The organism is Desulfosediminicola ganghwensis (assembly GCF_005116675.2).
Lineage (GTDB): Bacteria > Desulfobacterota > Desulfobulbia > Desulfobulbales > Desulfocapsaceae > Desulfopila > Desulfopila ganghwensis.
The window spans coordinates 2,638,437-2,650,917 of sequence record NZ_CP050699.1; the positions used below are offsets into that span (position 1 = coordinate 2,638,437).

General features: G+C 51.7%; 7 protein-coding genes. 2 read left to right on the top strand and 5 right to left on the bottom strand.

Annotation, left to right across the window (positions count from 1 at the left end; translation table 11 throughout):
- The first annotated feature begins 251 nt into the window (after window positions 1-251).
- A complete protein-coding gene (pepT, locus tag FCL45_RS11225) occupies window positions 252-1,514 on the top strand; it encodes a peptidase T (RefSeq protein WP_136796870.1) in 1,263 nt (420 codons plus the stop codon).
- Window positions 1,515-1,997: 483 nt separating this feature from the next.
- On the opposite strand, the gene FCL45_RS11230 is transcribed toward pepT, so the two are convergent.
- From FCL45_RS11230 to FCL45_RS11240, 3 genes are all read right to left on the bottom strand, one after another.
- Complete coding sequence (locus FCL45_RS11230) at window positions 1,998-3,614, bottom strand: ABC-F family ATP-binding cassette domain-containing protein (RefSeq protein WP_136796869.1); 1,617 nt, start codon at window positions 3,612-3,614, stop codon at window positions 1,998-2,000.
- A 190-nt stretch (window positions 3,615-3,804) separates the two neighbouring features.
- Window positions 3,805-5,424, bottom strand: a complete 1,620-nt coding sequence (locus FCL45_RS11235) for an ABC-F family ATP-binding cassette domain-containing protein (protein WP_136796868.1) — start codon at window positions 5,422-5,424, stop codon at window positions 3,805-3,807.
- Window positions 5,425-6,190: 766 nt separating this feature from the next.
- The gene (locus tag FCL45_RS11240; RefSeq protein WP_136796867.1) at window positions 6,191-9,289 is read right to left on the bottom strand and encodes a methylmalonyl-CoA mutase family protein; all 3,099 of its coding nucleotides are present in this window, start codon (window positions 9,287-9,289) and stop codon (window positions 6,191-6,193) included.
- A 92-nt stretch (window positions 9,290-9,381) separates the two neighbouring features.
- On the opposite strand from FCL45_RS11240, the gene FCL45_RS11245 reads away from it, so the two are divergent.
- Complete coding sequence (locus tag FCL45_RS11245) at window positions 9,382-9,858, top strand: PaaI family thioesterase (RefSeq protein ID WP_136796866.1); 477 nt, start codon at window positions 9,382-9,384, stop codon at window positions 9,856-9,858.
- An 11-nt stretch (window positions 9,859-9,869) separates the two neighbouring features.
- Here the strand turns inward: FCL45_RS11245 and FCL45_RS11250 are convergent, their stop codons facing one another.
- Window positions 9,870-10,982 (bottom strand): Glu/Leu/Phe/Val family dehydrogenase, encoded by a 1,113-nt coding sequence (locus FCL45_RS11250; protein WP_136796865.1) that lies wholly within the window; start codon window positions 10,980-10,982, stop codon window positions 9,870-9,872.
- A 71-nt stretch (window positions 10,983-11,053) separates the two neighbouring features.
- Window positions 11,054-12,475: a dihydrolipoyl dehydrogenase gene (lpdA, locus tag FCL45_RS11255; protein WP_136796864.1), complete on the bottom strand. Its 1,422-nt coding sequence runs from the start codon at window positions 12,473-12,475 to the stop codon at window positions 11,054-11,056.
- Window positions 12,476-12,481: the final 6 nt, after the last annotated feature.

The following is a 12,481-nucleotide window of genomic DNA, read 5'->3' on the forward strand; positions in this document are numbered from 1 at the left end:
GACGTGAGATCTTCAATAAGCTCCGTGATCTCTGCCAGGAATTCTGTATTTACGTTTTTCCCGTTGTTTACCGTTTCAGTCATAGCGTAGTTTTTGTAGTCTTGAAGATAGGGTCAGAATTGAAACAGGGGCGTCAGTGATTCCTGATCGTTTCCGCTTTTTTATCTGAATACGTTATACTGTCAATTTATTGAATATACCTTCTTTTCTTAAAACATAGTTTTTGAACCCTATGGTTCAAGGAGAAAAATATGCCAGAGGTTACTCTTGATATTCCAGTCGCAGAGCTGGTTGACCGTTTTTGCCGCTATGTTGCCGTCGACACCCAGGCGGCGGTAGAGTCTGAGACCTATCCATCAACCTTCAAGCAGCTGGACCTCTGTCGCATACTGGTGGCGGAGTTGTATGAAATGGGGATAACAGACGCCAGAATGACTAAACCTGGCTACGTGATAGCTACCGTACCAGCCAACAGTGTTAAGAAGGTGCCGACCATAGGCCTTATCGCCCATGTTGACACTTCACCCGATGTGAGTGGGAAGAACGTGAAGCCGGTTATCCATGAAAATTATTCCGGCGGGGACATTGTGTTGCCGGGTGATGCGACTCAGGTGATTAGGGCGGATGAAACACCGGAACTGGGAGCATGCATCGGAGATGACATAATCACTTCAGACGGTACTACCTTATTGGGGGCAGATGATAAGGCGGGGGTGGCAGAGATCATGACAGCGATTCGTTACCTGGTCGATCATCCGGAGCTTGCTCATGGCCCGATCCGCATCGCCTTTACCGTGGATGAAGAGGTGGGCACCGGCACCAAGCATTTTGATGTGAAAAAGTTCGCTGCCGACTACGCCTACACCATTGACGGTTCAACCGCGGGGGAGGTGGAGGATGAAACTTTTTCAGCAGATTCGGTGACGGTGACTTTTCAGGGTGTCAATATTCATCCCGGTTATGCCAAGGGCAAGATGCTCAACTCCACAACCGTTGCCGCGGAGTTTATCAGTTTCCTCCCAAGGGAGATGACTCCGGAGACAACTGAAGACCGTGAAGGCTTTATGCATCTGCATAGTATGGAGGGAACGGTCAATACGACTGTGCTGAAATATCTGATTCGTGATTTTACCCTGGAAGGATTGTTGCGAAAAGAGACGCTGATGCAGGAGACACTGCGGGCTCTGAAAGCAAAGTACCCTGCTCTTGACTATACGTTTGAGGTTGAGGAGAGTTACAGGAACATGAAATACGTGCTTGATCAGTACCCCAGGGTGACCGAATATTGCTGCGAAGCGATTCGCCGTTGCGGGCTCACTCCCAGGCAGGGGCTGATTCGTGGCGGCACGGATGGTGCGAGGCTTTCTGAAATGGGCTTGCCGACCCCGAATATTTTCACAGGCGGCCACAACTTTCACTCAAAGACCGAGTGGATTTCGGTACAGGATATGACCAGGGCGGTGGAGACTATTGTCCATCTGGCCATGATCTGGGAAGAAAAGTCGAATTCATGAGTTGATACGGCCAGCTATTCGGCGTCGTATCGACTCATGAATTTCCCGGGCAGTGTCAACTGTACCTTACAACTGAAGAAGATGGCGCTATATGGACTGTACCCCAAGGGCATTTCTTTCAGGGCACCTTCGGTGAGTATATTGTCGAAAAAAATGGGAGGATTGGGCTTATGGCAATGCCTGAGCATCAACTCATTTTTTTTTTATTACGACAATATACTGATGAGGAATTCGGGTCGCTTGGATTTCTCATCAGTTCAGGCAGTGTCAGGTTCGAAGTTTTTGGTAGTAAGCTATAGTCGTTTATGCTTACTGCCACAAACTGAAGAAGATGGCACTGTATGGACTGTACCCCAAGGGCATTTCTTTCAGGGTACCCTCGGTGAGTATATTGTCGAAAAAATGGGAGAATTAGACTTAGGCAATGCCTGAGCATCAACTCCTTTTTCTTTATTACGACAATATACTCATGAGGAATTCAAGCTAGTTGCGAAACTGCTCCTGTTGCTCCTGCACTCCAGCGTCCTTCAGGTATTCGTCATAGGGCAGCATCTTATCGATGACGCCGCCTGGCAGAATCTCAATGATGCGGTCTGCAACAGTGGCCATCAGCGCATGGTCATGGGAGGAGAAGAGGATAATCTCCGGGAAGGCCTTCAGGCCGTTGTTGAGCGCTGTGATTGATTCAAGATCGAGATGGTTTGTGGGCTCATCCAGAATCAGGGCGTTGGCGTCGGAGAGCATCATCCTCGACAGCATGCAGCGTACTTTCTCGCCACCGGAGAGCACGCTGGTCTTTTTCATAGCCTCATCGCCGGAGAAGAGCATCTTGCCGAGAAAACCACGGGCAAAGCTCTCACCTTCCGTGACAGGGGTGTACTCGCTCAACCAGTCGACCAGAGTTTTATCGGACTGAAAAAAACTTCTGTTTTCCTTAGGGAAATAGGAAGTACTCATAGTGAGACCCCAGCGGAAACTGCCGCTGTCCGGTTCGAGTTCTCCTGCCAGTATCTGAAAGAGGGTAGTGATCGCGACGTTGTTGGTACCGACAAAGCCGATCTTCTGGCCCTTATTGACCTCCATGGAAAAGTTGTCCAGCACCTTTACACCGTCGATGGTCTTGCTCAGGTCTTTTACTTCCAGAATAACATCGCCACAGGTTCTGCCCGCTTTAAACAAAATATACGGGTATTTGCGGGATGAAGCCGGCAGGTCTTCCATTTCAAGCTTGTCGAGCAGCTTCTTTCTGGAAGTCGCTTGCCTGGCTTTTGAGGCGTTGGAGGAGAAGCGGGCGATGAACTCTTTCAAATCCTTGGCTTTGGCATCTGCTTTACGGCTTGCGTCCTGGCGCTGCTGCTGGAGCAGTTCACTGGCCTGGTACCAGAAATCGTAGTTACCAACGTAAACTCTGATCTGGCCGTAATCGATATCCGCCATATGGGTACAGACCTGATTGAGGAAATGACGATCATGGGAAACGATAATGACTGTGTTCTGAAATCTTTCCAGAAAACCTTCCAGCCAGACAATGGATTTGCGGTCGAGGTTGTTGGTAGGTTCGTCGAGCAGCAGGATGTCGGGGTTACCGAATAGAGCCTGGGCCAGCAGCACCCGTACCTTTTCACCAGCTTCCAGTTCTTTCATCTTTTTGTCGCGCAGATCTTCGTTGATACCAAGACCACTCAGCAGGGTTGCCGCCTCGGATTCAACTTCGTAGCCGTTCATCTCAGCGAACTCTGCTTCCAGTTCTCCGCTGCGGATACCGTCTGCCTCAGTAAATTCGGTCTTTGCGTAAAGAGCCTCTCGCTCAGCCATAACTTCGTGCAGGCGGGCGTGAGCCATAAGCACGGTTTCAGCCACTGTGGATTCGTCGTAAGCGAACTGATCCTGGGCGAGCATGGCAATACGCTGTTTGGCACCTACGAACACTTCACCGTGGTCCGGGTCCATCTGGCCGGCCAGGATCTTTAAGAACGTTGATTTTCCGGCACCATTGGCACCGATGAGGCCGTAGCAGTTACCAGGGGTGAACTTGATATTGACGTCTTTGAAAATGACGCGTTTACCATAAGACAGGGCAATATTTGAAGCATGTATCATTAGGTTTTCTCGCAAAAAAAGAGCAGTCGTGGCGGAGCACGATTGCTCAGGATAATGGTTTGTCGCAGGAAGAAAGAAATTTTTCTTTAACCTGGATTTCTCATGGGCATTTATTAGAAAGTTTTGCTGGTGTCATTTCTTTCAATGAATGTCTGTTACTGACTGAAGAAGTGCTCATAAGAGATTCGGGTTATTCGTTGGTCTGGCGCAGATAATAATCATAGTCACCTTCATAAGCCCGCATTTCTCCGTGGTCAATCTCGAAAACGCGGTTCACCAGTGAGCGCAGGAAATGGCGGTCATGGCTGACCAGGATGACGGTACCTGCAAATTTCTGCAGTGCCTCCAGCAGAACTTCGCGGGAGAGAATGTCAAGGTGGTTGGTGGGCTCATCAAGTACCAGGAAGTTGAGTGGTCTTGCCAGCAGGCGGGCCAGGACAACCCTGCTTTTCTCACCGCCGGAGAGATTAGCGATACGTTTGTCCACATCGTCTCCCTGAAAAAGAAACGCTGCCAGCAGGTTACGGATAACTCCGATATTTTCCAGTGGCAGTACTTCCTGCACAGATTCAAATACGGTGTGGGTCGGATGGAGAACGTCCATGGAGTGCTGGCTGAAGTAGCCAGTGGTAACCCCGGCGCCCATAACCACCTCGCCGGAAGTCGGTTCGGTCTGGCCGGTGATGACTTTCAACAGGGTTGACTTACCGGCACCGTTTACACCGACGAGAGCTATTTTCTCCAACCGGCGGACGGTACCCGAAAGCCCGCTGAAAACCGGTTTGATCTCATTGTTGACCGTGGTCCACTCTTTGGCGAGATCTCTGAGGTGCATCACATCGTCCCCGCTGCGGGGGGGGATGGGAAAGTCGAACTTCATCACCTTCTGTTCGGGAGGCAGTTCTATGCGTTCAATTTTTTCCAGCTTCTTGATGCGTGATTGCACCTGGGCAGCGTGTGAGACACGGGCGGCAAATCTGGCGATGAAATCTTCTTCTTTGGCCAGCATTTCCTGTTGGCGACGATAACTTGCCAGCAACTGTTCGCGGCGGATTTCCCGCTCACGCAGATAGAAATCATAGTCACCGCTATAGGTGGTGGCCTGGCCGTTGGCAATTTCGATGATACGGTTGACCACGCGGTTCATGAAATCACGGTCATGGCAGGTCATCAGCAGGGCGCCTTTGTAATCAGTTGCCAGCCACTCTTCCAGCCAGAGGATCGATTCGATATCCAGATGGTTGGTAGGCTCATCAAGCAGCAGTACGTCCGGATTGATGGTAAGAATTTTCGCCAGGGCGATACGCATCTTCCAGCCACCACTGTAAGTCTCAACAGGCAGACTGAAATCCTGTTCTCCAAAACCGAGCCCGGAGAGGACTGCTTTGGCACGGGAATCGAGATCGTAGCCGCCGCGGTGCTCAAACATCTCCGTGATTACCCCGTAGCGTTCCAGCAGATCCGCGAGTGCGTCGTCGTCCATGGGTTCGGCCATCTGCGCTTCCATTTCCCGCATCTGGCGGCCCATAGCAACCACTTCACCGGCACCGCTCATGACCTCTTCCAGTACGGTGCAGCCACTCATTTCGCCGACACTCTGCGAGAAGTAACCGATAACCGTTTTCTTTGAACAGGAAATATCGCCCTTATCCGGTTCTTCTTCACCGGTAATGAGTCGAAATACTGAAGTCTTTCCTGCACCGTTCGGGCCGACGAGGCCGGTGCGGGTCTGGGGTAGAATCTGCAGGCTGGCATCTCGAAAGAGGATCTGCGAACCGAACTGTTTATAGATATTATTCAGGTGTACCATTGAGTGCTATCAAGCTGGGGTTAGTCGGCACATTTCATAAAAAATGGCAGCGAATCTCCTGGATTATCTCTTAACCAAAGGACCTGGCTGTCTCAGCTTATGGAATATGCGGATGGGCAAAAAATGCGACGGAAACTACCACAGGAGGGCCATGGGTGCAAGGCTTATCTTGGAGGTTTATCTCTCGAATGCTCCGTTGAAATCGTGGCGGCAGGATGGGCCAGGAAAAGGTGTCGGACTGCAACAGGGAGAATACCCGTTAGCCCATTGGCAAGGCATGGGGCTCCCTGTTGGCAGGAGAGACCTTTTTAAGATTTGAATCTATTGGCTCTTTTGGACTATCCGAACAGTATGGAGGCACAGACAGAGTGTGCCAGGCATGCAATGCTCAGAAACAAAAAGGTGAGATGAATAAAATGTTTCGGTTTCATGACAACCCTCCCCAAGGCGGCGACTCCGACCTCCTTTTCAGGTGGGTACCATGAAAGCCTGAAAACGACTTTTTATGCTACGCCAGGTCGGAATCTATGACGAACTGCTTTTCCACTTTTCTCATTTACTCTCTTAATTCCAGATGTTCCGGATATTGTGATTGTACCGCTATAGTTTGTTCTGTCAATACGTGATTTACAGCACATTATTTATTCAGACTCTATGGTTATACACCATCAATCGCCATCCGGAAGCGGAGTTGAAACGGTAGCTGGTGGTGATACAAAATATGGTAGTATCACTGATCTGAAAAATTAGTTTCAATTACCGATGGTTATACCATTTTTCGATAGCTGCCACCGGCTTTCCTGAGGCATCGGGTGATTTCACCGAGTGTGGCGTGGCGCACGGTGTGCAGTAATTCACTAAAAATATTGCCGCCGGACAGGGCTACGTGTTCCAGTCGCTGCAAATATTCACCGCTTTGGTCTTTATGCTCTTGTCTGAAGGCGCGGGTCCGACGAATCTGGCGTTCCCAATCGGCCTTGGTGGGGCGGATCAGTTCCGCCTGTTCCGGAACCGCCGCTTCATTTTTCACCGGCTGAATATAGGTGTTGAAACCGATAATTTTCCGTGGTGGCGGCTCGTCTTCATTTGGTGGGTATTTCTCCCACTCATAACGGGCAGAGCTCTCGGCGATGGAATTGCGCTGGTAGCCCATCTCTGTGGCTGGGCCGACACCGCCGAGCTGGTCGATGCGCTCCAGTTCCTGCAGTACTTTTTCCTGTAATTGACTGGTTACAGCACGTAGGCTGTATGAGCCTGAGAGCAGGTTCTGGATCAAAAAGGCTTCTGCCTCTTCACTCAGATAGTTCGGGATAAGTGTTGCCTGCCGAACAAATTTTTCACTGGGTGTGGTCATCGGCTCGTCGGCGGAATCGACATGCAGGGAGTTGGTGTTGTTCAACAGGCCCATGTAGGCATGGTAGGTTTGACGGATGGGGTTGAGGGTATCCCACTCCGCCGCCTGCAGGGCGCGGCCCGAGGTTTGCGTATGAAACTTGAATCTCTGGCTGCGGTCATCTGCCTGGTAACGGTCACGCATGGCGATAGCCCATATGCGCCTGCATACAGGGCCGTATGCCAGCCATTCGGCCTCATGGGAGACACGGAAGAAGAAACTGAGACTGGGGGCAAAGGCATCAACTGCCATACCGCGCTTGAGAAAGTATTCAACGTAAGTGAAACCATTTGCCAGGGTGAAGGCCAGTTCCTGGGCCGGTGTTGCCCCGGCTTCGCCGATATGATATCCGGAGATCGACATCGAATAATACGAGTTGATCTTCTTTTCTATGAAGTGGCTCTGGATATCGCCAAGCATTTTCAGGGAGAAGTCTGTCTGAAAGATACACTCGTTCTGAGCCTGAACCTCTTTTAAGATGTCAGCCTGAACGGTGCCCCGCAGATTCCGGCACGTTTGATTAAAGAAGGTGTCGCGTTCTTTTTCCGACATTGGAGCGCCTCGCTTTACCTCCTCACGTTCCTGTTCGAGTTCTCCCGCGGCAACAAAATACATGGCAAGAATTACAGGGGCTGGGCCGTTGATTGTGAGCGAGGTGGATATCTTTCTGATATCGAAGCCTTTTAAGATTAGTTTCATATCCTCATAGCTGTCGACGGAGACTCCACCTTCTCCTATTTTGCCCATTGAACTGGGGTCGCTGTCACTGTCATCTCCATAGAGGGTGATACCGTCGAAAGCAATTGACAAACGGGGGGTGGCGACGCCCCGGTTAAGCAGGTGGAGCCTCTGGTTGGTCTCTTCTGGGCCGCGTAGACCTGCAAACTGGCGGGTTGTTTCGCCTGCTGTGGGCAGACGATAGGGATAGATGCCAGTACCGTAAGGGAAGGAACCGGGCAAACCTTCTTCGAGCAGAAAGCGAAGGCTTTCCACCAGGTCCTGCGGGTCCGGCAGGGCGACCATTGGCAAATTGAAATCATTAGCTGAACTGGAAGCGCTGGTCATACCGAATTTATGCATTGCCGCAGCTGAGGTCTCTTGCCATTGTCCGGGCCAGTTTTCGAGTAGCTCCCGGCAAAAGGGGTCGAGATTGTCAGGATTGTGCGGGTCTTGACGCAGCAATGACAGCTGGTCCCGGGCCCATTGGTCATAGTCACGTACGGTCTTTACAACCTCGGCAAGGTAATTTCGGCGTCCGTAGGGGACCAGCTCCATCTTTTTGGCATGCTCAAAGATGTTGACCGGGGCGAATTCCGGGGCCTGCCATCCCAGCCGCTCGCAGAGTGCAGCGAAAAAATGGTCCATCCCCTTATCCCGGTGCATTTTGGCCAACACCCCAAAGAGCTTTTTGCTACGATCAGCCGGGGGGAACATCATGCCGATTTCCTGGTAGGCAGCTTCTGAGCCCGCCAGGTCAATCTTGTTGAGTACAACCATATCCGCTTCCTGGAGCATCTGGTCCTTAGCAAGCTGCAGGGCGCTGCCATACTCTCTGGTTTTGACACAGATCGTGAGATCAGGAGCCAGAAGCTTAAGATCCAACCCCGCCTGGCCAACTCCCGGAGTCTCGATGATCACCAGGTCGTAGCCCTCCCGAATGCAGAGTTGCGCCATTTGAGGCAAGGCGCAATTCTGCGAAATATAACCATTGCCGGTGGAAAGAGAGCGCATGAATATATTGGGATCATAGATGTAATTCATACGCACCCGATCGGCTAAAAATGCCGATGTTCCCTCTGCACTTACGGTGGTCGGGTCATTGGCAAGAATCGCAACCCGTTTTCCCGGCAGTTGATCTCTGAAGCGAAAAATCAGCTCGTCGATAAGAGTTGATTTCCCGGCTCCACCATCACCGGTAATGACTATTACTTTGGCGTTTGTGGGGGTGCTGATCTGGCGTCCGCCAGTATGTGCAGCACTCCTGCCGGAAAGATCGGCCAGGGAGATCGCAACCGGTAAAGGCGGGTTTGAAGGTGCATAGAATTCTTCGAGATTTCGGTCAATTGTCTGTACAATATCATCACTGACCTCAGTCAGTGATATTCCTTGTCTGTATATATTCGAGATACCCTCAGTTTTCAGGATGTGTGCTTCTTCTTCAGTGATTGTGGCGCCTCCCCCACCAAAGATACAGACCGGTCGGCAGCATCGCTTTTGGACTTCTATCGCGAGATGTTGGAAAAATTGCATATGACCGCCGTTATAAGAAGCAATTGCAATGCCGTGTACATCTTCCTGGACTGCCGCTGTGCAGATATCTTCGGCGGCCATGTTGAAACCAGTATAGATAATCTCGACTTCCCGCGGGTGTTGTAAAAGGGCGCGGTTAATGGCAAGGATCGAGGCGTCGTGACCATCGTAATGGGCAACAGCGGTGAGAATTCTGATCGGTGATTTAGGTTTTGGACACATGGCAATTCTCAATTATTTTCATTGCTTTTCTAATAGTTAGGGGAGTATTCTCTCTTGGTGTCGCTTTCTTTAAACTCGTTTCAGGAGGCGTTATGGCCGATAAATCATTTCAGGATTATTATCCGGAATCCCTGCAGCATTGTTACGGTTGCGGTCCCAAAAACCCCAACGGGTTGCAGATACGAAGCTTTTGGGAAGGGGAGGAATCAGTGGCACGATTTTCCCCCCGTGAGTACCATCTCGCTTTTCCAGGTTATGTCTATGGCGGTCTCATTGCCTCACTGGTTGACTGTCACTGTATAGGTACCGCAGCAGCCGCTGCATACCGGCAAGAGGGAAGGGAACCTGGCACCCTGCCTGCCTTTAGGTATGTGACCGGTTCACTGCAGGTAGACTACCTGGCCCCGACGCCTCTGGGAGGAGAGTTGATTATCAGGGCCAGGGTGGAAGAAATTCAAGGGAGAAAGACAATCGTCAGTGCCAAAGTTATAGCCGAAGGTCAGGTTACCGCCAAAGGCCGGGTCGTTGCAGTGCGTATGCCCGAACATCTTCAGCCTGATGATATGTAATATTTGTATTATCAGATAATAGACCAGCGTCTGGTGGCCATGATTTTCAAGAGCCTTTCCCTGGCGAACTCATCGGCTGCCATCCTCAGAGGAATAGAGCGCTCTTTTGAGCGCATCAGGATCTCTCTGGTATTTGACCTGAGGGTATGCTTGATCCTTTCCATGGCCTGTAACTCACCTGCACCCCGATATTCGGTGGCGGCGCAGATCACCCCGCCTGCGTTGACGATGAAATCAGGCAGGCAGAAGACACCTTTCTGGTGAAGATAGCGTTCGGCCTTTTCTGTACAGGGAATATTTGCCCCTTGCGCAACGATCCTGGTCTGCATGAGGCTGACGTTGTTGTCGTTGATCACATCCGGGCGTGCGGCGGGTATCCAGATATCGCAGGTTATTGCCAGCAACTCTTCGGGGTGTATAGATTCTGCCTGGGAATACTGCAGTACTCCTTTTCCCCTGTCTTTCAATGCACCAAGGGTTTTAATATCGATACCTTTAGGATTGGTTATCGCCCCTCCCGAATCGGAGACACCGACCATCACAGCACCTTTTTCTGCCAGAAACTGGGCAGCATGCCGCCCTACAGCGCCATATCCCTGAACCACAAATGTGGCGCCGTCAAGTTCCAGTCCGCAATGTTCGGCGGTGACATCAATCGCATGGAAAAGACCCCAGCCAGTGGCTCCAATCTGATCGAGCGGGATACCGCCCAACTCAGCCGGTTTACCGACAACACGGGGTTCTTCATCGTGGATCCAGGCCATGCACTCTTCGTTTGTACCCATGTCCGGTGCCAGCACGTATTCTTTGATATCACGGAGACTGTTTGCCAGAGCACGCATTATCACTTCTTTCTTTGTTTTGTCCATCTTGGGGTCGCCATAGATCACAACCTTGCCACCACCGTGAGGTAGACCTGCCGAAATGTTTTTCAGGGTCATGGCTCTTGCCAGTCGGAAGCATTCTTCGACGCTCACATCCTCAGCCATGCGGATACCACCGATGGATGGGCCCGCTGCCACATTGTCTACCACCAAAATCGCTTTCAACCCTGACTTGGGCTCATAGACATGGAGAATCTTGGCAGGTCCCAATTCATCTGCAAATCGAATAAGTTCATCCATATAATCACCTCCGACAGACTCCTGGCCAGGGATAAGGATTATGATCCCTGATTGCTCATGAAAAATATTGGTTACGTGCGCTTCTTGGGCAACATGTGGGTCGGGCTGCCCTGGAAGATCTCCGCTGCTTCGCCCTCTGTTTCGCTTAGTGTAGGGTGTGGGTGCAGGCTCAAGGCCAAATCTTCGGCCAGTGCGCCCATTTCGATGGCCAGCACTCCCTCTGAGATGAGCCCCTCGGTGTCACGCCCGGTGATGCCGACACCTAAAATTCTGCCATCCTCAGGGTTGGCCAGAATTTTGGTTACGCCGTCGGTGGTGCCCATGGTGTGGGCCCGACCCGAGTATTTCCAGGGGAATTTTTCCACTGAAACGGTTATGTTTTCAGCTTTGGCCTGTTCTTCGGTGAGACCGCACCAGGCTATCTGCGGGTCGGTGTAGACCACGGCCGGGATGGCGCGGACATCGAAAGAAGAGTTGATGCCGGCGATGACTTCTGCCGCGATACGACCCTCCCGCGTTGCGGTATGGGCCAGCATCATGCCGCCGGCTACATCGCCGACCGCGAAGATATTTTTCTCGGCAGTGCGTTGCTGATCATCAACCTGGATATAGCCACGATCATCCACCACTACCGCAGTGTGCTCCAGACCCAGGTCCTGTGAGACAGGTTTTCTGCCAATGGCAACCAGCACCCGGTCAAATTGCCGTGCCTCTTCACCTTCGGGAGTGACGAAGCGAACCGCTACATGGTCGTCATGTTCTGTAAGCTCTGTTATTCTGGTTTTGAGGTGAATTTCGCCGAACAGCCTGGTGAGTTGCTTGTGGAGAGGGGCCACCAGGTCAGCATCCACCCCGGGAAGCAGGCGATCCTGCAATTCGGCCAGGCTGACCTGACTGCCCAGAGCCGCGTAGACGGTACCCAGCTCCAGACCGACATAGCCGCCGCCAATGATGAACAACTCCTCCGGAATATCGTTGAGGGCAAGAGCTCCTGCTGAGCTCATTATCCTGCTGCCTGGGGTTGTGCCTGGAAAGTCGATGGGAACTGAGCCGGTGGCGATTATGCAGTGGTTAAAACTGATCCGGCTAACCTCAGCACCCTCTAATTTAATGGAATTGGCATTTTCAAAACGGGCGGTGCCGGTGACAAGCTGCACTCCGCGTTTGTCGCTGAGACCGATCAGACCGCTGACCATGTTTTCGATAACCTGATTCTTCCAGCCCCGCATGGCCGTAAGATCTATCTCCGGTTCAGCGAATCTGACTCCCATGGAGGCTGCGCGTCTGGCATCAAGAATGAGCTCTGCCAGAAATAAGAAGGTCTTGGAGGGAATGCAACCATGGTGCAGACACACTCCACCAGGTTCGGGCCTGGGATCGATCATCGCCACATCGAGGCCGAGGTCTGCTGCGCGAAAGGCTGCACCGTAGCCGCCAGGGCCATTGCCGATGATCGCCACATCTACCTTCATCTCCATATCGCCCATTACCATATGCGG

What these genes read in the sequence shown, in the direction of transcription:
- pepT (WP_136796870.1), top strand. Translation starts at nt 252, where the DNA reads ATGCCAGAGGTTACTCTTGATATTCCAGTCGCAGAGCTGGTTGACCGT.
- FCL45_RS11230 (WP_136796869.1), bottom strand. Translation starts at nt 3,614, where the DNA reads ATGATACATGCTTCAAATATTGCCCTGTCTTATGGTAAACGCGTCATT.
- FCL45_RS11235 (WP_136796868.1), bottom strand. Translation starts at nt 5,424, where the DNA reads ATGGTACACCTGAATAATATCTATAAACAGTTCGGTTCGCAGATCCTC.
- FCL45_RS11240 (WP_136796867.1), bottom strand. Translation starts at nt 9,289, where the DNA reads ATGTGTCCAAAACCTAAATCACCGATCAGAATTCTCACCGCTGTTGCC.
- FCL45_RS11245 (WP_136796866.1), top strand. Translation starts at nt 9,382, where the DNA reads ATGGCCGATAAATCATTTCAGGATTATTATCCGGAATCCCTGCAGCAT.
- FCL45_RS11250 (WP_136796865.1), bottom strand. Translation starts at nt 10,982, where the DNA reads ATGGATGAACTTATTCGATTTGCAGATGAATTGGGACCTGCCAAGATT.
- lpdA (WP_136796864.1), bottom strand. Translation starts at nt 12,475, where the DNA reads ATGGTAATGGGCGATATGGAGATGAAGGTAGATGTGGCGATCATCGGC.